Origin of the sequence: Persicimonas caeni (assembly GCF_006517175.1) — a bacterium.
GTDB classification, from domain to species: Bacteria; Myxococcota_A; Bradymonadia; order Bradymonadales; family Bradymonadaceae; genus Persicimonas; species Persicimonas caeni.
On sequence record NZ_CP041186.1, the window covers coordinates 7846121 to 7867806 of the forward strand.

Sequence of the window (21686 nt, forward strand, 5' to 3'; positions counted from 1 at the left end):
TTCAGTTGGCAAGCTGCTGGTTAGATGCAGTTGCCTGGGGGTTCGCTTCACCTGTCGTGTCGCCAATGGTCAGATTGGCGAGGTGGCGCCGCACCGCGTGTTCGTCTTCGGCCAGCACGCTCAAGGGAATCTGGTCCATGGTCGCCATCACAAATTCGGAGATATGCGACCAGACCGGCCGAATGGTGCAATTGTTCGCGTTGCAACACACTTCACGCTCGCCGGTGTGGCGCTCGCACAAGTCGTCGACCTCGATAAAACCGCCCAGAGCACGCATCACGTCGCCCAGCGAGATATCGTCGATGGGTCGCGTGGCGTAGTAGCCTCCGTAGGCGCCGCGCTTGGAGTCGACCAGCCCACCCTGCGACAAAATGCGCAAGATCTTCTGGGTGTAGGGGATGCTCATCCCCTCCAATTCGGCGATGCTCTGCGCAGACACCGGCTCCTCTTCGGAGTGCGGTGCCACGCGCAACAAACAGCGCAGGCCATATTCTTCGACAGCGGTGATTCTCATCGTTTTCCTCTCCGTCATCGACGTCGCCGCGGCGATTTAGCATACTGATTCGTATACTTTCAAGCGGCTACTCGCCAATATCATACGTTTTTGTATGCTTTCAAGTCAGACGAGCGCATCGGTGTAACTATCCGGCCCCCGAAAGCCTTCCAAAAAAGGTCTATTGGGGCGGACAAACGACAATTTGGGGGTCGATCGTTGAAAGGAGTGGGTTGTTGGGAGTCTATTGGGGCGGACAAACGACAATTTGGGGGTCGATCGTTGAAAGGAGTGGGTTGTTGGGCGTCTATTGGGGCGGACAAACGACAATTTGGGGGTCGCGGATCGGAGGAGATTCAGATCCGCGACACTCAAATTGTTGTTTGTATCCTCAAATAGCCTTGTTGTAAGACAACCGGAAAAGCCAACTATTTGTCTGTTGCCCCTGTAGAAAGCCATGACCGAGTCAGCTGTTGCCAACGATTGGGCGTCCATGACGGTCGCCGAGCTCGAAGACGCCGTGAAACGGCACAACCGTCTGTATTGGGTGGACAACGACCCGCAAATCAGCGACCCGGAGTTCGACCGGCTCGTCGAGGCGTTGCGCACCAAGAAACCGGACAGCCCCGTGCTCGCCGCGATCGGTCCGGTCGGCGCCGGCGTCGACCTCTCCGAGCACCTGCAGGGCGAGCAGCAGGTTCCGCACGACCCGCCGATGCTCTCGCTCGACAAATGCTATGATGAGGAAACCCTCCTCAAGTGGTTCGAAAAATTTGAAGGCACGGCGGTGGCGAGCCCCAAGATCGACGGCGTGGCGGTCAGCCTGCGCTACGACGCAGACGGCCGCCTCTTCGTGGCCGCCACCCGCGGCACCGGGCGCGTCGGCGAGCTCATCACGGGCAACGTGATGCGCATCGAAAACGTGCCGCGCACCATCGACACGCACGACATCGAGGTGCGCGGCGAGGCCTATATGCCGCTGTCGGTCTTCGAGGAGCGCTTCAAGGAGGAGTACTCGAGTCCGCGCAACCTGACCGCCGGGGCGCTCAAGCTCAAGAATCCGCAGGAGACGGCCGGCTACGGCGTGCGCTTCTTCGCCTACGACGTGCTCGGGGTGGCCTTCGACACCGAGGCCGACAAGATGACCTGGCTCGAGGAGCTCGGCTTCGACACGGTCGATTGGCGAGAGGTCGACAAGCCCAAGCTGCAACACACCTTCGACGAGATCGACGCGAGCCGCCGCGCGCGCGACTATGAGATGGATGGCGTGGTCTACCGGGCGAACTCCTGCGAGGAGCAGCGCCGCATGGGGCATACGGCCCATCACCCGCGCTACTCGATTGCGTACAAGTTCCAGGGGGATTCGGGCGAGAGCGTGCTTCGGGAGGTCCACTGGAACGTCTCGCGCACCGGCGCCATCAACCCGGTCGGTATCGTCGACCCGGTCGAGCTCTCCGGGGCGGTGGTCACGCGGGTAAGCCTGCACAACCTGGCGATCATGGAGGCGGTGGCCGGCGAAGAAGGCCTGACGCTGAACTCGCGCGTGCTGATGATGCGCCGCGGTGGGGTCATCCCCCACATGGAGAAGGTCCTCGAGCGCGGCGACGAGCTCGTCGAGATTCCGAGCGAGTGCCCCGGCTGCGGCGCCGATACGTACCGTGACAACGACGTGCTTTGCGCCGACCACAGCGCCGACTGTCGAAACGCGCGGCTTCGTCAGCTCGAGCACTTCGCGAGCGCCATGGAGATCAAAGGCATCGGCCCGAAGCTGCTCGAGCAGCTCCACGACGCCGAGCTCGTCACCGACCCGTCCGACTTCTTTACGTTGTCGCTCGAGGAGCTCACGTCGCTCGAGCGTGTGGGCGAGAAGCTGGCGCGAAAGCTGCTCGATCGCATCAAGGAGCGGCGCACGGTGCGTGTCGACGTCTTTTTGCGCGCGCTGGGCATCGACGAGCTCGGCCGTCACGTCGCCGAATTGCTCGCCGAAGAATTCGGCAGCTTGGACGAGATTTTGAATGTCGACGCCGAGGCGCTCGTCGAGATCCCGACGATTGGCGAGATCATCGCCGAGAAGGTGACCGAGGGCTTCGAGAAGCACGCTGCGGTGATCGCCTCGCTGCGCGACCACCTCGACATCGTCTTTCCCGAGCCGGCGCCCGACCCGGCCGAGATTGACTCGCCGGTCGCCGGCAAGTCGTTTTTGTTCACCGGCGCGCTCGAGTCGATGTCGCGCAAAGACGCCCAGGGGCGTGTGCGCGAACTCGGCGGCGACACGCCCTCCTCGGTGACCAAGACGCTCGACTTTTTGGTGATGGGAGACGCCGATATCGAGCGCTTCGAAGGGGGCTGGAGGAGCAGCAAGCTCAAGAAAGCCGAGAAGTACAACAACGACGGTTCGTCGATTGCCATCATCGGCGAGTCTGCGTTCCTGGAGTTGCTCGACTCAGATGAGTGAGCCGAGTGGAGAGTTAGATGAACCGTCGCGCTGGAATTCGCGGCTACAGCGCGACGTTATCCCATCGGTCCGACAAAGCGGTGACGAAGACATTCCCCAGATGCTGTTCTCTTTGCTGCAATAGCGGGCTGGCCGCCCAGATCGGGCTTGCGAAGCAAGACCCGTTTGATACGCTGCCTCTAGTTCATTGTATAGGCTCAGACGTCGTAGCTTAGCAGCGCTGCGAATCGCGCATGCCCGGTCGAATCCGCCGGGTCAATGCGAAGTGCGAGTCGAGAAGTGACTGCCCTTTAAACCGGCGAATTATGGCCACCAGCCGACAAGAACGCACCTTTTTGGTCGTCGACGACGAGCCCGATATCCTGGACGCCATCCAGCGTCTTTTCCGCAAGGATTATCGCGTTTTAACCGCCCGGACTGCCGCCGAAGCGCTCGAACTCGTCGAAGACGAGGACGTCCAAGTGGTGATGAGCGACCAGCGTATGCCGCGCATGTCGGGCATCGAGTTTCTCGCCCAGTTGCGTGAGACGCACCCCGAGATTGTGCGGGTGCTTTTCACCGGCTACAGCAACATCGACCACGTCATCGACGCCATCAACGAGGGGCACGTCTACCGCTATATCAGCAAGCCGTGGAAGCCCTCCGAGCTCAAGCTCTTTGTGGCGCAAGCTTTCGAGCATTACGAGAGCCGACGCGAGCGCAATCAACTCCTCGAGCAATTGACCGAGGCCAACGAGCAGCTCGAGCAGCAAAATGCGATGCTCAGCTCGGCCAACGAGGAGCTCAAGATCCTCGACCGCATGAAGAATGTTTTCATGGAGGTCGTCAGCCACGAGCTCAACACGCCGATTGCGATCATCCTGGGCTACGTGTTTTTGCTGCGCAAAGAGCTCGACGGCAAGTACGGCAACGTCACTGACAAAGCCTTGGGAGGCATCGACTCGAGTGCGATTCGATTGAAGAATATCTCGAACCGCATCTTCAAGATGCTCTCGGAGGAGGGACCGGCGTCGACGCTCAACCTCGAAAAGATGCGAGTCGCCGACTTTATCGCCGAGGTGAACGACCACGTCTCGCCGTTCTTGCAGAAGCGTGAGCAACGCCTCGAGGTGCAAATCGCCTCGGAGGTCGACGCCATCGAGGCGGACCGAGAGAAGCTCACCGACGTGTTCTTGAACTTGATCATGAACGCTATCAAGTTCTCGCACGACGGACAGACCATCCAATTGTCCATCGAGCAGTCCAGCCGCGACGAGGACCTGGTCGCCTTTTGTGTCGAAGATGAAGGTATCGGAATCTCGGAGGAGGATCTGGCCCAAATCTTCAATGCCTTCTTCAGCACCTTCGAGTCCCGTCATCACTCGTCGGGAGACTTCGAGTTCTGCAAGCGCGGCATCGGGCTGGGCTTGTCGGTCGCCAAACGCTTCACCGAGATGCACGGTGGCTGCATCGAGGTCGACAGCGTCGAGGGCAAGGGCTCACGCTTCACGGTGCTCCTGCCGCGCGAGCCCGGCGCGGTCGAAGGGCTGCAGCAGCACGTTGCTTTCCGCGAAAAGAGCGCTGCATCCTAAGCTCCCCCACCCAGTAACCTGTTAGCTATCCGGCGAAGAGTTCTGCGAGCGAGCGCGCCTGTCGAGCGCGTTCGCCTTCGCCCTGCTCTGTGGCAACTTCTGCCGCGATGGTGGCGGCGCGCGAGATGCGCGGGGCGCGAAGTCCGGTCTGTTCGTGGAGGCGCTCGGCCTCCCCAAAGAGTTCATCCCAAACAAACCAATCGCCCTCTGCTGCAGCACAGGCGAGGAGCAAGACGTCGGCGTGCGCCAACTCGGCGAGCTGGTCTTCGTGCTCGAAATGCTCGCGCGCGCTCGCCAGCACCGATCGCGCCTCGTCGAACTCACCGCGGTGGAGCAGGATAAACGCCAGGTTCAGGCGCACGCGCATGCTCTGCTGTGAACCGGCCGATTCGTACAGGTGAAGCGCACGCGCGCAAAGGTCTTCGGCCAGGTCGACTTCGCCCAACAGGTGGTTGAGCTCCGAGAGGTCGTTGAGGCAATCGGCCACACCGACCTGATTCCCTCCGGCGTCGAAGAGTTCGCGCGCGCTCTCGGCGTACCGGCGAGCGTCGGCGATGCGGCGTGTCTGACGGGCGATGTCGCCCAACGCGTTATAGCACTTGGCCAGGCCCTGCTCGTCGTCGGTCTGGTCGAGCAGCGTGACTGCTCGCTCGAGGAACTCGTTGGCGTTTTCGAAGTTGCCGCGGCCCTGCTCGACTCGCCCGAGGCCGAGGAGGCTGAGCCCCAACTCCTGAGTGTCATCGTGGTCGTCGGCGAGCTGGTGTGCTTCGGCGAAGCACTCGCGGGCGCGGTCGAAGTTCGCCAGATGGAGGTGTGCGCCGCCGGCGGCGCGGAGCGACGCAGGCAAGAGCCCTTGCCACTGGTGGCCGCGAGCGTGCTTGACGGCCATCTTCGCCCACGTCAGCGCTTGGCTGTAGTTGCCCTCGAGCTCGTAGATCTCCGAGCGGAGCACCCAGCCCTCACCCCAGGCGCCGGCGGCGTCCGGCGTGTCGAGCTTGCTCAAGATGTCTCCACGCCGGTCGAGCAATTCGTGGGCGCGGCCAAAATCGCTGCGTTCGGCGCGAAAGCGCGCCGCTTCGAGCAGCGGAGAGACGGCCTCGTCGAGGCGGTCGGCCTCGAGCAGGTAATGAGCGCGCCGCTCCTGCTTGGCGCGGTTGTCGGTGTAGAGGTTCTCGAGGACGTCGGCGCAGATCGAGTTGAGCCACTCCCAGCGGTTGGCCTCGCGCGACAGGCGCTCGAGGCTCTCGCGCAGCATGCCGTGGACGAAACGCCAGCCGCCGTCGATGGGCCGGGCGAGTCCGCGGGCGTACAGTTGATCCTCCAGGTCCTCGTCGACCTCCATGTCGAGAAGCTCGCCCCCTTTCTTCCACTCGTGGCTCTCGACTTCCTGGCCGAGCGCCGAGGCGAGTTCCAACGCCACACGCGCATACTCGCTGCGGTTGGCCACGAGTTGGTCGATGCGCGAGCGCCACAGAAGGTGAATGTCGTCGGGGATGGACGCCTCTTCGCCTTCGCTGAGTCGAAAGCCGTCTTTACCCACGCTCAGCTTGCCTGACGAGACCCAGTCATCGACGAGTTGGACGGCGAAGAGAGGGTTGCCGTCGGAGCGCTCCTCGACCTGAGCGGCGAGGTCGCCCTCGAGCATGAGCAGCCTTCGGACTAGCTCGGAGGTGTCTTTGGGAGCGAGCGGGTCGATGGGCAAGAGCGCCGAGTTTTCGACGCGCAACATCCGCTTGATCAACGAACGCTCCAGGGGGCGCGAATTGAGCGCCTCCTCGCGTGCGGTCAGCACCATGAAGATGGGTGCAGGCGTGGTGCGGTGGATGTCGAGCAGGTGCTCGGCGAAGCCAAGCGTGTCGGCGCCCCATTGGACGTCATCGAGCCACAGCAGCACGGGGCGGCGGCGAGCGATTCGCTCGACCATGCGGCGCAGTAGCGCATAGCGCTGTCGGTTGCTGGTGAAGCGAACCATGCTGTCGCCGGCGCTGTCGGCGTGCGCCGCCGGGTTGATGAGTTCGGTCAGCGCGTTCCACTCGTATGGTTCGGTGACGCCTCGAGCGCCGAGAAGCTTCTCGAGGCGGCGTCGAACATCGTCGCGCTCGAGGCCGACGCAGCCAAAAAAGCGCGCGGCCATGCCGGAGAGGCCGTCGGCCGGCCCGCTGATCGGGCTGTGCACGGCCGAGAGCACCGTGACCGCGCCGACCTCGGCCGCCCGCTCGGTCAGCCAGCGCGCCAGGCGCGACTTACCGGTGCCCGCCCGGCCCTTCAGGAGCACAGCGTGGGTCTCGTGGTGGCGGTGCACCTGGCCGAGCTTGTCCCACAACCAGTCGCGCTCGTCCTCGCGGTCGACCAGGCGAACTGTGCGCAGCCCGAAGAGGCCGAGGCCCGCCCCCAGGAGTTGGGGCGAAGGTTCTCCCATCTCGGGCTGGCGCCAGTCGTCGGGAAGCGGCGGGAGCTTCATGTCGGCGAGAGGCGCGGCCCCGCGCTTCTTGTTCCTTCTGCGGAGCGCATCGAACGGGTCGTCCATCCATTGGGCGACGTCGATGGTGAGCGTGCGCGTGCGAAGCTTGGAGAGTTGCTCGGCGTCGGGGAGCAAGTGGGTCGTCGCGCCGATTTCGTGGATGGTGTCAGCGTCTGGGCTGCTCTCGCGCTGGGTAAAGGGGCTCGTCTCGCCGCTTCCGGCGTGAATTGGCACCGTCTGGGCGTGATCGCCCACGAGCATGCGGCCGTCTCGGTCGTCTTCGTCGCTGCCGAGGGTGCGCGCGAGCGCGAAGGCTGCATCGGCGGCCGTCTGGAAGCGATCGTGAAAGTCCTTCTGGAGCAGTCGGCGCACCCATCCCAAGAAACCATCGGGAACCGCGAAGCGCGGCTCGTAGTCCGGCAGGTCGCCGTGCAGATGCTTGCCGCTGATCTCGATGACGTTGCCGCCATCAAAGGGGAGTTCGCCGGTGGTCAGTTCCCAGACGACGATGCCCAGGGCGTACAGGTCGGTCCACGGGCCGTAGTCGCGGAACATGCCGCGGAATTGCTCCGGCGCCATATAGTGAGGCGTGCCCCAGCCCTCCTCGTATTTTCCGGTGCGTCCGGTCAGATCGAGGGGATGAGCCAGGCCAAAATCAGCGAGCTTGAGGCCGAGGCCGTCCTGCCGGGCGCACCCGACGAGGATATTCTGCGGCTTGAGGTCGCGGTGCACCACGCCCCGAGCATGAGCATGAGCGAGCGCGTCGAGCACGCTGAAGATGATGTGGCGAGCGATCGGCCAGTTCATGCCCGACACATAGCGGTCGAGCGCGCCATGCTTGGCGTACTCCATGACCAGATAGGGGCTGCCGGCGGTCAGGTTCTCGCCCGAGGCGTGTGCGGCATCCCGAGAAATCTCGCCGTGGTCGAACACGATGATGACGCCGGGGTGGTCGAGGCCGGCGACGGCTCGAATTTCGTTGCGGAACTGGCGAAGGTAATCGTCGCGTCGAGCCCCCTGCTCCGTGACGACCTTGACGGCGACCGGCACGCGCTGGGTTAGGTGGACGCCCTTCCAGATTTCGCCCATGCCCCCACGGCCGATGACCTTGTCGAGCACGAAGGGGCCAAGTTGGATGCGGGATTCTGTCATCAGTACGACTCGGAATTGCGGCTCATTCGAGGAGAGCCTACCGCCTAAGGTGAGTCGTGTCGACTCGTCTGCGAAGCGCGATTGTGCTAAGTAAGTAGACACTAACTGGAGCGACGAGAATAGTGAGGTACGTCGTGGAACAAGCGCGTGAAGTGACTCCCCTGGAAGTAGGCATGGATCCGGTGCGCCTCGAGGAGGCGAGCCGGATCATTGATGAACTGCATGCCACGGGGAAATACCCGGCCCTGCAGGTGTGCATCCGCCGCCGTGGGCAGATCGTCTTGCATAAAGCGGTGGGTGAGTATCGGCCGCAGGCGGACCAAGGGGGTGAGTGGAAGCCGACTACCCTCGACACTCGCTTCTTGATCTTTTCGATCAGCAAGTCGGTCACGGCCACGGCGTTGCACGTTTTGTTCGACCGCGACCAGCTTCACGTCGACGATCCCGTTCATTGGTATATCCCGGAGTTCGGGCAAGAGGGGAAGCGCCACATTACGGTGCGGCACGTGCTGACGCACACCGCCGGCATCCCGATGATCTTCTGGCACCTCTCCGATGCGCGCATTTGCGATTGGGACGGCATCATTCGCCAGATTTGCGAGCAGTCGCCCCACCACTTTCCGGGCCGGCGCACCAGCTATCATATCCTGAGCGGCGGCTATATCTTGGCCGAGCTCATCCGGCGCGTGGACGGCCGCGACGTCCGTACGTTTCTGCGCGAAGAGATTCTCGAGCCGCTCGGCTTCGAGACGTTCAATTACGGCGCTCCGCCGAATGAGCGTCATCGGGTCGCCTGCGTGGAGCGGGTCGACGAGATGCCGCCGCAATTTCTGACCGACATGATCAGCCGCGCCATCGACGTCGACGTGGTCGAGGCCCTCGGCGTGATCAACCGCGACAGCGTCTTCGACTCGGTCATCCCCGCCGGGAACGTGGTGGGCACGGCCGAAGAGTGCTCGCGCTTTTTCCAGATGCTGCTCAACCGGGGGCAATTCGAGGAGACGCGTGTGCTCAGCGAAGAGCAGGTCATCCGGGCCACCGGCGAACAGGTGATGGCGCGACTCGATTGGACGCTGTTCTTGACGCCACAGCGCTACAGCCTGGGGTTCATGCTCGGCCGAAAGCACACGCCGTTGAATATCTTCGGCAAGAATACCGAGCGCACCTTCGGTCATATCGGCTTCTCGCGTCAGTTTGGCTGGGCGGACCCCGATTGCGAGATCGCCGGTGGATTCTTGACCAGCGGGGTGCCGGTCAGGCCGGGCCGCGAAGTTCTGCTGGTGCGGGAGTTTCAGAATAAACTGCGACAGGCGTGCGTTGGCTGACCGGCGCGCGGAACCGATTGGGTGTGTGACCCTTGCGAAGATGAACTTTTTTCACTAGTCCTCCTCGCGATTTGCGCGCCGCGCGATACCACCTGCTACTCTTCTGCATGAGGTCGTATCCATGCCCCGCCGGGACGATATTAAGACGATTTGCATTCTGGGTTCGGGTCCGATCGTGATCGGGCAGGCCTGTGAGTTTGACTATTCAGGAACACAAGCCATCCGGGCGCTCAAGCAAGAAGGCTACCGGATTGTGTTGGTCAACTCCAACCCTGCCACCATCATGACGGATCCGGAGCTGGCCGACGCCACCTACATCGAGCCGCTGACGCCGGACTTCGTGGCCCAGGTGCTCGAAAAAGAGCGCCCCGACGCACTGCTTCCGACCATGGGAGGGCAGACCGCGCTGAACTTGGCCATCGCGCTCAACGAGCAAGGCGTGCTCGACGAGCTCGGGGTCGAGCTTATCGGTGCGACGCCCGAAGTCATCGAGCGCGCCGAGAACCGCGAGCAGTTCCAAGCTCTGATGAATGAAATCGGCGTCGAGCAGCCCGCCGCCGGCGTGGCACGCTCGATGGACGAAGCGTGGGAGATTCAAAAGAACGTCGGCTTCCCGGCGATCCTGCGCCCCAGCTACACCATGGGTGGTGCGGGCGGCAATATCGCCTACAACCGCGACGAGTTCGAGCGCTACGTCAAGTGGTCGCTGTCGCAGAGCCCGACCAACGAGGTGCTCATCGACGAGAGCCTGCTCGGCTGGAAAGAGTTCGAGCTCGAGTTGATGCGCGACCGCAACGACAACGTCATGATCATCTGCGGGATCGAGAACCTCGACCCGCTGGGCATCCACACCGGCGACTCGGTGACCGTGGCGCCCATCCAGACGTTGACCGACCGCGAGTACCAGGCGATGCGCGACGAGGCCATGGCCATCATTCGCGCGGTGGGCGTGGAAACCGGAGGCTGCAACATTCAGTTTGCCGTCGACCCGCAGACCGGCCGGCGCGTGGTCATCGAGATGAACCCGCGCGTAAGCCGATCGTCGGCGCTGGCCAGTAAGGCGACCGGTTATCCCATCGCCAAGATCGCCGCGCTCGTGGCCGTGGGCTACACCCTCGACGAGATCACCAACGACATCACGGGGACGACCTCGGCGGCCTTCGAGCCGGTGCTCGACTACACCGTGGTCAAGATGCCGCGCTTTGCCTTCGAGAAGTTCCCGACGGCGGATTCGCGTCTGACGACCCAGATGAAGGCGGTCGGCGAGATCATGTCTATCGCGCGCACCTTCCCCGAGGCGATGCTCAAAGGCGTTCGCAGCCTGGAGACGCGCGAAGACAGCTTCCGCCCGCGGATGACCCCGCCGGACGGAACCGAAGGCGAGGCGCTGGTCGATTTCTACCGCCCTGCCCTGATGAACCCGTCGCCCGAGCGCCTCTGGTACGTCTTCGACGCGCTGCGCGCCGGTCTGGGCGTCGAGAGGGTTTGCGAGATCACGAGCATGGACCCCTGGTTCATCGACCAGCTGCAGATGGTGGTCGACTGTGAGGCGGCGATCGCTGAGCACGATGCGGCCAGTTTGCCCCGCGAGTTGCTCGTCGAGGCCAAGCGCCTCGGGTTTGGCGACTCCGACATCGCGTTCTTCGTGGGCGCCACCGAAGAAGAGGTTCGCGCCCGCCGCGCCGAGCTGGACATCCGTCCGGTCTTCAAACAGGTCGACACGTGTGCGGCCGAGTTCGAGGCGGTGACGTCCTACTTCTACTCGACCTACGAGAAAGGTGAGAACGAGGCGACGGCCTCGGAGCGTGACAGCGTCATGATTCTGGGCGGCGGTCCCAACCGCATCGGCCAGGGCATCGAGTTCGACTACTGCGCGGTTCACGCGGCGCTGTCGCTGCGCGAGGCGGGCTATCGGACCATCATGGTCAACTGTAACCCGGAGACGGTCAGCACCGACTATGACGTCTCCGACCGGCTCTACTTCGAGCCGCTGACCTTCGAGACGGTCATGGCGATCGTCGAGAACGAGAATCCAGTCGGCGTCATCTTGCAATTCGGTGGTCAGACGCCGCTCAAGCTCGCCACCAAACTGGCGGAGGCGGGAGTGACAATCTTGGGCACGGCCCACGACGCCATTCACCGCACCGAGGACCGCGAAGAGTTCAACAAGATCGTCGAGAAGCTCGAGCTCAAGCAGCCCGAGGCGGGCACCGTGCGCACGCTCGAGGAGGCGAAAGAGATCGCCGCCGAGCTCGGCTTTCCGCTGCTCGTTCGACCGAGCTACGTGCTCGGCGGCCTGGGCATGCGCATCGTCTACGACGAGGCCGAGCTCGAAGAGGTCTTCGACCGCGCACAGGCCGAAAGCCCCGACAACCCGGTGCTCATCGACCGTTTCCTCGACCAGGCTGTCGAGGTCGACGTCGACTGCATCTCGGACGGCGAGACCGCCGTGGTCGGCGGCATCATGGAGCATATCGAGGAGGCGGGAGTTCACTCCGGTGACTCGGCGTTTGTCACCCCGCCCTACCATCTGCCCGAGTCTGTGCTGCGCGTGATTCGTGAGCAGACCCTCAGTCTTGCCAAAGAGCTCGACATCGTCGGGCTGATGAACGTCCAGTTCGCCATCCAAGACCAAAAGGAAGTCTATATCCTCGAGGTCAACCCGCGCGCCAGCCGCACCATCCCGTTTATCGCCAAGGCGATTGGGGTGCCGCTGGCCGGTTACGCAGCGCGCTGCATGCTCGGCGAGACGCTCGGCGACCTGGGCTACACCCAGGAGGTCATCCCCAAGGCGTTTGCCGCCAAGGAGAGTGTCTTCCCGTTCAGCAAATTCGCCGAGGTCGACACGATTCTGGGACCGGAGATGCGCTCGACCGGCGAGGTCATGGGTATCGACCCCGATTTCAACCTGGCGTACCTGAAGGCCGAGATTGCCGCGTCGAACGCGCCGCCCTCCTCCGGGCAAGTCTTCGTGAGCGTCAAAGATGCCGACAAGTGGGGTTTGGTGCCGGTGGCCAAGAAGCTGGCTGAGCTCGGCTTCGACCTGGTCGCCACTCGCGGCACGGCCGAGTATCTGGCTCAAAACGGCCTAGAGGTGCGCAAGATTAACAAGGTCAAAGAGGGCCAGCCGCATATCGTCGACGCGGTCATCAACGGCGAGATTGCCATGATGATCAACACGACCATCGGCGCCCAGGCGATCAAAGACAGCCGGTCGATCCGACGCGCAGCAGTTAACGAAGGCGTCCCCTACTATACACAACTATCGGCCGCTCGTGCCGCTGTGGACGCGATGGCGGAGGTCACGCGCAAGCAACCTTCGGTCAAGTCCTTGCAAGACTACCATAGCGAATTAGGTTAAGGTGCGGACTAATTAGCGTGCTTTGACAAATCGACACATCCGCGTGTTATGGTGCGCGGCATCCAAATTTGAACATCGGTGCCCGATCCCAGGTTTTGGATCGGGCACGTTCGTCTTGCTCATCTGAGATAGCAGCAAACACATTACGAGGCAGAAATGAACAAGATTCCGATGACCAAGCATGGCCATCAGCAGCTCAAGGACGAACTCGACCGGCTCAAGAAGGTCGAGCGACACAAAGTCATCGACGAGATCGAGACTGCGCGAGCACACGGTGACCTGAGTGAGAACGCCGAGTACCACGCCGCCAAGGAGCGCCAGGGGTTCATCGAGGGCCGCATTCAGGAGCTGCAGGGCAAAATCTCGAACGCCGAGGTCATCGACCCGACGTCGATGTCGGGAGACCGCGTCGTCTTCGGCGCGACCGTGACCATCTACGATTTCGGTAGTGACGAGGAAAACACTTACCAGATCGTCGGTGACGACGAGGCCGACATCAAGGAGAACAAAATCTCATTCTCCAGCCCCATCGCTCGCTCCATCATTGGCAAGCGCGTCGGCGAAGAGGTCCAGCTCAAGACGCCGGGCGGCCAAAAAGAGATCGAGATCGTCGACGTCGAGTTCAAGTGAGCTCGGGTGAAAGAGTAAACGAGTGAAAGAGTAAACGAGTAAAAGAGTAAAAGAGTAAAAGAGTAAAAGAGTAAAAGAGTAAAAGAGTAAAAGAGTAAAAGAGTAAAAGAGTAAAAGAGTAAGCCCCTCGCGCCTGGCGGTGCGAGGGGCTTTCTTTTTTTTTTCGGCCGGGGTCATCCCAGTCGACTACTGCTCGGCGGTGGTCTCGAGGCCTTCGAGTCCGCCAAAGGCGGTCAGCGTGTCGGCGTCGAGTTGGATGAGTCGTGTGCCCACGGTGATGCTCGTCCCGGGCACCTTGATTTGGGGCATCGTGGTCGTCGTATCGAGGAGCGACAGTGCCTCGGCCACGAACGCGGCGCTCTTGAAGCCTTCAGTATCGAGGCCGGTTCGGGGTGCGTCATCGCCTTCGAACTCGACGCTCTCGACGGTCGCCTTATCGCCCGCCATCGAAATGCGAGCAGTGCCTTTGGCTTTGTAGTCCTTGCCCTTCGCTCCGAAATGAAAGACGTCGAAGTCGAGCGCGACCGCGTCGGCGGCGGCGTCGCCGTCAGCCTCGAGACGACGCAGTCCTTTGACGATGACGCGTGAAGAGCCTTCCTCGTTGGCCTGGCCGTTGGCGTCATATCGCCGCGCGACGGCTCCCTGCTGCATCTTGACGGCGAGCACGCCTGTAAGCAGTTGGAGGTGGTACCGAACGGCCATGGCGTCGTTTTGACCGAGGCGCTCGACGCTTCCAATCCCTCCGTCGATGCCTTCGAGGTTCGTGGCCACGCCGGCGAAGATGGTCTTCGACTTGGTGTCGTAGCTCAACGCCGCCGGGAGAAGCTTCATCCCTTCGACGCCGAAGTCGACGCCACCGAAGCTCACCAGCTCGATCGGCTCGAACTTGGCCAGCAGTTTGTCTGAGAGCAGTTTCTCGAGGCCCTTTTGGGCGATTGGCTGGATTTTGGAGGGGAGCCCCTCGATTTTCGTCTCGGCGAACATGCCGCCCAGGGTGGCGACCTGCGAGGTGTCGAGCAGCAGTGTGACGCCGCCGTTGTCTGCTGCGGCGAATCGCAGAGGCGCGACGACCGAGAATTTTCCCTCGTAGGCCTCATCTCCATCTTCTTTGACGAGCGGCACGTCGACATCGAAGCGTCCCAGAACTTTCCCCGTCACGCGCACACACGTCGCGCAGGAATCATCGGCCTCGAGTTGCACGTCGGCCAGGTTCGTGTCGAGCCGGAGTGGAATCTCCTGTCCGGCGATGGAGATACTGCCCGGCGTCTCGCCCAATGCCCGCGCAAACTCGGCCTTCAGTCCGCGCTTGACGAGCTTGCTCGATGCACCGCGTTGGATGGCCAGCCCGAAGTGAACGGGCAAGTCTCGGTAGGTTTTGTCGCTCGAAGCCTCTTCTTCCTCGTCGACAGCGGCGAGTCGTGCCTTTTCGGAGGCAATCGCCGACTCGTAGTCTTCCTTTACACCGGCCGACTTTTCGGCGCTGCAAGCTGTAGCGGCCAGCGCCAAGGCGAGGCAAAACATCTGGAGACGTTTCATAAGCAATGCACACAAACAATAGAGTTTTTACGAGTGTTTGGGAGGCAAACTAGGGGTTTGCGGCCTGTCACACAAGACGCAAAAAAGCCCCCGCGAATTCAATCCGCGGGGGCTTTGGTCGAGGCCGTAAGTAAGCTCGACGTTATTCGGCGACCTCTTCCTTGCTCACGTTGCCCGGAAGCTCGTCTTCGAAGACGAGGTCGGCAAGCTCGCTGACGTGCTCGGCGAAGTGGATATCCAAGTCCTTCTGGATGTCCTCCGAGACGTCGACGAGATCCTTTTCGTTGCGCTTGGGAAGCACGACGCGTTTGATCTCGGAGCGGTGAGCGGCGAGCACCTTCTCTTTGATGCCGCCAACCGGGAGCACGTTGCCGCGAAGGGTAATCTCACCGGTCATGGCGACGTCGCTGCGGACACGCACGCCGGTGAGCAGGCTGAGCAGCGAGACATACATCGTGATACCTGCCGAGGGGCCGTCCTTGGGGATGGCGCCGGCGGGCACGTGGATGTGAATGTCGTTACCCTTCATGAAGTTCTTGTCGATGGCGAAATCTTCGGCGCGCGAGCGGATATAGCTCAACGCGGCGCGTACCGACTCTTTCATGACATCGCCGAGCTGGCCGGTCAGGACCAACTCGCCCTTGCCGGGCATGCGCGTCGACTCGATGAAGAGGATGTCACCGCCGGCGGGAGTCCAGGCCAGGCCGGTGGCTACGCCGGGCTGAGAGGTGCGCTGGGCGACCTCGTGCTGGTACTTCTCCGGGCCGAGGTAGTCGTGCAGGTTGTCGAGGGAGATCTCGACGTGCACTTCGTCACGCTTGTCCTCTTCCTTTTCGGCGACCTGGACTGCCACGCCACGACAGACGTCGGCGACGCGACGCTCGAGGTTACGCACGCCCGCTTCGCGAGTGTAGTTGCGAATGATCTTGTCGAGCGCATCGTCGTCGATCTCGAGGTAGCCGTCATCGAGGCCGTGCTGCTCGAGCTGGCGCGGGATGAGGTACTGACGCGAGATGTGCTGCTTATCGTACGCCGTGTAGCCGGGAATCTCGATGACGTCCATCCTGTCGCGCAGCGGCGGAGAGATGGGGTCGAGCATGTTGGCCGTGGCGATGAACAAGACGTTCGACAGGTCGATGGGGATCTCGACGTAGTGATCGCTGAACGTGTCGTTCTGCTGGGGGTCGAGAACCTCGAGCAGCGCTGCCGAGGGGTCGCCGCGGAAGTCGCGGCCGACTTTGTCGATCTCGTCGAGCATGAACACCGGGTTGTTGGTGCCCGCCTTGCGCAGGCCCTGGACGATGCGGCCCGGAAGCGCGCCGACGTAGGTGCGACGGTGTCCGCGAATCTCGGACTCGTCGTGGATACCACCGAGGCTGATGCGCACGAACTCACGGCCCAATGCACGGGCGACCGACCGACCCAAGCTCGTCTTACCGACGCCGGGAGGGCCCACCAAGCACAGGATGGGGCCTTTCATGTCCTGCTTGAGCTGGCGAACCGCCAGGTACTCGACGATACGCTTTTTGACCTTGTCGAGGTCGTAGTGATCCTCGTCGAGGATCTCGCGCGCGTTCTTGATGTTGAGCTTGTCCTGGGTCTGGTCCATCCAAGGGATGTCCAGCAGGGTCTCGACGTAGGTGCGCGTGACGCCGTACTCGCTCGAAGCCGGCTGCATCATGCGCAGGCGGTTGAGCTGCTTTCGGGCCTTTTCCTCGACCTCTTCGGGGAGCTTTTTCTGGTCGATCTTCGAGGCAAGTTCCTCGAGGTCGCCGCCCTCGCCGTCGAGTTCGCCCAGCTGCTCTTTGATCGCCTTGAGCTGCTGGCGCAGGTAGTACTCGCGCTGGTTCTTGTCGATCTCTTCTTTGATCTGGCTCTGGATCTTGTCGCTGACGCGCAGGACCTCCAGTTGGCGAGCCAGGAGGGTGACCACGGTCTGCAGGCGGTCCTTGAGACCGATGGTCTCGAGGATTTCCTGCTTTTCCTCGGTCTCGATGTCCATGTTGGCGGCCACGAAATCGCACAGCTGGCCGGGGTCATCGACCCCATCGACCATCTGGCTGGCCTCTTTGGGCATCTCGGGGATGAACTTGACGACCTGCTTGGCCGTCGACTTCAAATTGCGGAACAGCGCCTGGATCTCGACCTGCTCTTCGGCCGACGGCTCCGGGGTATCTTGAATTTCGAAGCGCCCCTTGAAGTAGGGTTCCTCTTGGAGCATCTCCTCGAGGTCAATGCGCTGCTGTCCCTGAATGATTACACTGTAATTGTCCGACGCGATCTTGACGACCTTGAGGACACGAGCCACCGTGCCGACTTTGTAGAGGTCGTCCGTGGTCGGATCATCAACTTCCGGATCTTTTTGGGTCAGGATGGCGATCGGAGTGTCGTTCTCCGTCGCTTCCTCGATCAGCTTGACGCTTTTGGGGCGTCCGACCGCAAGTGGTACAACCACCTGCGGGAAGAGCACCGTATTGCGCAGCGGGAGGACTGGTAGCTCCTGAATCCCCTCCAACAGTTGATCCTCGGAGACTCCTTGCATTTCCGACATATCGTTATTCCTTGTCAGATGCGGTGGTTTGACCCGGAGCCGTCAACGCGACGGATCCGGTGCATCGAAGCGGACGATGTCATTTGGCCGACTGCCCGCGTATTAGTAAAAACACATCAATTGCGAGTCATTATTCAATCAGTTTCAAACGATTCGCGATGCGCTGGCCGTAGAATGAGGCGTCACACAACGAAACCCCACGTATCTTGTGGCGGGTGATAGCATAGACACCATTTGGGCGTTGTCATGTCGCCGGGGCGGGCGTGTTGTAGCCCATGACAATCGATCAGTGCAAATATGGTTACAAAACTCGCAGAAGCAACCCTTCTTTTTGAGCGCGCGTGCCCAGCATTCGTGCAGGTGCGCTAGGTGAAGCTTATGAGCGACGACTCCAAAGACAACGGCTTTTTGATTCGGGTCCAACAGGCAGTGCGCTCGGGCCAGCAGCGAGTCGGCGATGCCCGCAGTGGACTGGTCGAGCGGGTCAAAGAGACCCTCGGCCAGCGGGTCGCCCCCGCCGTGGAAGCGGGGGCGCGCAAGGCGCTTTTGAAGCTCGCCGAGCCGGAGAACGCCCAAAAACTCCAGGAGACCCTGGCGACATTTGCCGGCTTCGCCATGCGCTCGGGCTTCGAATCGGACCCCAAGGCGCGTCTGCTGTTCGACTTCGTCGACGGTCTCGAGCAGGATCATTCCCGGGAGGCGGTCATGAAGATCGTGGTCGAACATGCCGTGGTCTACGAGCAAGACCTTCTGACTACACTGCTCGCCACCGTCCAGAGCGGCGAGTCCGCTGCTGGGCGCGTCGATCCTCTGGGCCAGTTCCGCGAACGCGCAAGCTCCAAACTCCTCGCCCTGCTCTGCGCCCTCGCCTCCCTCGAGGGCGACGAACCGCCGCCCCAGGGACAAGATGCGCAGGTCGCCTACTTTGAAAGTGCGCCGATCGACGAGCGCTACAAGCCTCTGGCGCGCATGGCCATCGGCGACGAGCAAGCGCTGGCAGAGGCCGCGGACTCGAAGGAGGATGCGGCGGCAAAACGACCCCGTGCCAACAGCAAAGGGGTCGTGAAGCGCACTCTCGAGCGCTTGCGCCGTGACGAGACGACCGCCTTGGCGCGGTTCATCCCGTCGCTCTCCGACCCTGCCACCCAGTTCTTGACCACCACCTACCTCTTTTTCGTACAGTCCTACGTGGTGCGCGCGATGATCGAGGGGCTCCCCGACGTTCTCGGCGCGGTGCGCGATCTCGAGCAGGAGGCCGCCTCGGAGTCCCCCGACGTCATCGACGTCGACGAGTGATTTGGCTGGCGGCACAGGTGCACTTCGAGTAACATTCGGACAATCGCTCGAAGCAAGATGCGTCCCCGTTCGGGGATTGCCAAACCTCATTGATAAGTGAGCAGTCAATGCCGTCTTTTTGTTCGCCCCCACGTGTGCGCCAGCCTGTGCTCGGTGCGCTCGTCTTGCTGTGTCTCCTCGCCACCTCATCGACAGCGCTCGCCCAAGCCAACTGGACCACCGCTGCGGATCTCCCCTCAGCCGGTGCCCAGCTCACCTCGGTGAGCGCCGATGACGGCAGAATCTACATGTTCGGAGGTTTCGGCGACCTGACCCGTTCGCTGAGATACGACCCGAGCACCGACACCTACGACACGTTGGCGGCCCTGCCCTTTGGGGTGCGCGGAGCATGCAGCGCCGTCGGCCCCAACGGAAAGGTTTTTGTTGTCGGCGGCTACAATGCCGGTCATGTCAACCGCGTGCAGGTCTACGACCCGGCGTCCGACACTTGGACGCAGGGCTCCACCCAGTCGACCGGCTGGGAGTGTGCGGCGACGACGGGCCACGACGGCAATATCCACGTCTTCGGCGGAGAAGCCGCGCCCGGGCAGTACGCCATCTATGACGTCACCAACGACACCTGGAGCACCGGCCCCGCGCTGCCCAACCAGCGCAAGGTGCACGGCGCGGTCTATGCTTCGGATGGGCGCTACTACGTGTTCGGCGGAAGCAATTCTCTGACAACGATGGATATCTTCGACCCCAACTCCAACGCATGGGTGGGCGGCGCGACGCTGCTGATGAGCAGCACCTCCTTCGGTTGGGCAGCGAGCGACGAGGCTATTTATGTGGTCGGCGGTAGCTCGTCGAATACCAACGACTCGTCACCGTACTACAACGACGTCTGGTCGTACGACGTGGCCACGGCCACTTGGACCGAGTACATCGACGTACTCCCCTACGGCCTGCGCGAGCTGACAGCGTCGATGGGCGGCGACGGCAAGATCCACACCTTCGGCGGCAGCAATGGGTCGTCGACCGCCCATCACATGGTCACAACCGACATCCTCGGCGCGACTTGCGGCGATGGATCAATCGACCCGGGAGAAGCCTGCGACGACGGCGCCAACAACTCCGACACGCTCGCCGACGCGTGCCGCACCGACTGCACACTCCCGACTTGTGGCGATGGCGTCGCCGACAGCGGCGAGGCGTGTGACGACGGCCCCAACAACTCCGACACGCTCGCCGACGCGTGCCGCACCGACTGCTCGGCGCCCGCATGCGGCGACGGCGTGCTCGATTCCGGCGAAACGTGTGACGACGGGGCCAACAACTCCGATACGGACCCGGACGCCTGCCGCACCACCTGCGAGCCGGCGACTTGTGGCGATGGAGTCATTGACACCGGCGAAGCGTGTGACGACGGCCCCAACAACTCGGACACGGCTGCCGATGCCTGCCGCACCACCTGTGAGCTGCCCGTTTGCGGCGACGGCGTCATCGACGCTGGCGAAGAGTGCGATGACGGGGCCAACAACTCCGATACGGACCCGGACGCCTGTCGCACCACTTGTGTGTTGCCGGTGTGTGGCGACGGCATCGTCGATACCGGCGAAACCTGTGACGACGGGGCGAACAACTCCGATACACTCGCCGACGCGTGCCGCACCACGTGCGAGCCGGCGTCCTGCGGCGACGCGGTCGTCGATACCGGTGAGAGCTGCGACGATGGCGCGAACAACTCGGACACGGCTGCCGATGCCTGTCGTACGACCTGCGAGCCGGCCTCCTGCGGCGATGCGGTCGTCGACACAGGCGAAGCGTGTGACGACGGAGCGAACAACTCGGACACCGCTCCGGACGCGTGCCGTACCACGTGTAAAGCGCCTGCATGCGGCGACGAAGTCGTCGACTCGAGCGAGGAGTGTGACGAAGGCGCCAACAACAGCGACTCGGCACCGAACACCTGCCGTACCTCGTGCCTGCTGCCCTATTGCGGTGACGCCATCGTCGATAACGGAGAGGAGTGCGACCAGGGTGCAGCCAATTCGGATACGGAGGCCGACACGTGTCGTTCCACTTGTCAGCTCCCCTTCTGCGGCGACGCAGTCATCGACGCAGGCGAGTCTTGCGATGACGGGGCGGCCAACTCCGACACCGAAGCGGACGCCTGCCGTACCACGTGCGAGCCGGCTACTTGTGGCGATGCAGTCGTCGACAGCGGTGAGGAATGCGACGAGGGGGCCGATAACTCCGACGTGGAGCCCGACGCCTGTCGGAAGAGCTGCGAACTCGCCTCGTGTGGCGATGCAGTCGTCGACTCGGGTGAGTCGTGTGACGACGGCGACGCCAACAGTGACACCGAGCCGGATGCGTGCAGCACCGTCTGCGCCACGCCTACCTGTGGCGACGGCGTGGCCGACACCGGCGAAGAGTGTGACGAGGGGGCCGACAACTCCGACGCGGTCGCCGACGCCTGCCGCACGACCTGCGTTGCCGCCTACTGTGGCGACGGCGTGGTCGACACCGGCGAGGAGTGCGACGGCGGCGACGCCAATAGTGACACCGAAGCCGATGCCTGCCGACCGGGCTGTGTCGCCGCCTTCTGCGGAGACGGCGTGGTCGACACCGGCGAGGAGTGTGATGGTGGCGAGGACTGCACCGAAGTGTGCACCCAGGTAGTCACGGCGAACAATGCCGCGGCCGAAGACGGTTGCGGGTGCAGCAGCACCTCCGACGGATTCGAGCCGCCGTCCGAAGCCCTCTTCCTCCTGCTTCTCCTCGGGATTCGTCGCCGCAGACGCGACTGATCCTCACCGTCGGCGCCCGGCACAGGCCATCACGGCCGGGCGCCGACGGACTCTTCGACGGGA

Annotated in this window: 11 protein-coding genes; 7 read left to right on the forward strand and 4 right to left on the reverse strand. The window is 62.7% G+C overall.

All coding sequences use genetic code 11. The annotated features are described in order from the left end of the window. Window position 1: 1 nt before the first annotated feature. Window positions 2–514, reverse strand: a complete 513-nt coding sequence (locus tag FIV42_RS29185) for an RrF2 family transcriptional regulator (protein ID WP_168211020.1) — start codon at window positions 512–514, stop codon at window positions 2–4. A gap of 436 nt (window positions 515–950) precedes the next feature. On the opposite strand from FIV42_RS29185, the gene ligA reads away from it, so the two are divergent. Then, window positions 951–2948 carry an NAD-dependent DNA ligase LigA gene (ligA, locus tag FIV42_RS29190; protein ID WP_141201115.1) on the forward strand — a complete coding sequence of 666 codons (1998 nt, stop codon included), beginning with the start codon at window positions 951–953 and terminating at the stop codon, window positions 2946–2948. A 305-nt stretch (window positions 2949–3253) separates the two neighbouring features. Beyond that, window positions 3254–4519, forward strand: coding sequence for a hybrid sensor histidine kinase/response regulator (locus FIV42_RS29195; protein ID WP_168211021.1), 1266 nt, complete (start codon window positions 3254–3256; stop codon window positions 4517–4519). Between the two features lie 25 nt (window positions 4520–4544). Here FIV42_RS29195 and FIV42_RS29200 read toward each other — a convergent pair whose 3' ends face one another. Next, entirely contained in the window at window positions 4545–8132 is a 3588-nt protein-coding gene (locus FIV42_RS29200; protein ID WP_141201117.1) for a serine/threonine-protein kinase, read from the reverse strand. 134 nt (window positions 8133–8266) lie between these two features. Between FIV42_RS29200 and FIV42_RS29205 the strand changes: the two genes are divergently transcribed. The 3 genes from FIV42_RS29205 (at window position 8267) to greA (ending at window position 13448) form a co-directional block, all read left to right on the forward strand. Beyond that, complete coding sequence (locus tag FIV42_RS29205) at window positions 8267–9457, forward strand: serine hydrolase domain-containing protein (protein ID WP_141201118.1); 1191 nt, start codon at window positions 8267–8269, stop codon at window positions 9455–9457. A gap of 121 nt (window positions 9458–9578) precedes the next feature. Continuing rightward, window positions 9579–12818 carry a carbamoyl-phosphate synthase large subunit gene (carB, locus tag FIV42_RS29210; protein ID WP_141201119.1) on the forward strand — a complete coding sequence of 1080 codons (3240 nt, stop codon included), beginning with the start codon at window positions 9579–9581 and terminating at the stop codon, window positions 12816–12818. Window positions 12819–12974: 156 nt separating this feature from the next. Further along, window positions 12975–13448, forward strand: coding sequence for a transcription elongation factor GreA (greA, locus tag FIV42_RS29215; RefSeq protein WP_141201120.1), 474 nt, complete (start codon window positions 12975–12977; stop codon window positions 13446–13448). Window positions 13449–13634: 186 nt separating this feature from the next. Here the strand turns inward: greA and FIV42_RS29220 are convergent, their stop codons facing one another. Together FIV42_RS29220 and lon are read right to left on the reverse strand one after the other, a co-directional pair. Further along, window positions 13635–14984: a hypothetical protein gene (locus tag FIV42_RS29220; RefSeq protein WP_141201121.1), complete on the reverse strand. Its 1350-nt coding sequence runs from the start codon at window positions 14982–14984 to the stop codon at window positions 13635–13637. A 142-nt stretch (window positions 14985–15126) separates the two neighbouring features. Beyond that, complete coding sequence (gene lon / locus FIV42_RS29225; RefSeq protein ID WP_141201122.1) at window positions 15127–17535, reverse strand: endopeptidase La; 2409 nt, start codon at window positions 17533–17535, stop codon at window positions 15127–15129. A gap of 378 nt (window positions 17536–17913) precedes the next feature. On the opposite strand from lon, the gene FIV42_RS29230 reads away from it, so the two are divergent. Together FIV42_RS29230 and FIV42_RS29235 are read left to right on the forward strand one after the other, a co-directional pair. Then, window positions 17914–18831: a hypothetical protein gene (locus FIV42_RS29230; RefSeq protein ID WP_141201123.1), complete on the forward strand. Its 918-nt coding sequence runs from the start codon at window positions 17914–17916 to the stop codon at window positions 18829–18831. A gap of 107 nt (window positions 18832–18938) precedes the next feature. After that, the gene (locus FIV42_RS29235) at window positions 18939–21623 is read left to right on the forward strand and encodes a kelch repeat-containing protein (RefSeq protein ID WP_141201124.1); all 2685 of its coding nucleotides are present in this window, start codon (window positions 18939–18941) and stop codon (window positions 21621–21623) included. The last annotated feature ends 63 nt before the right edge of the window (window positions 21624–21686 follow it).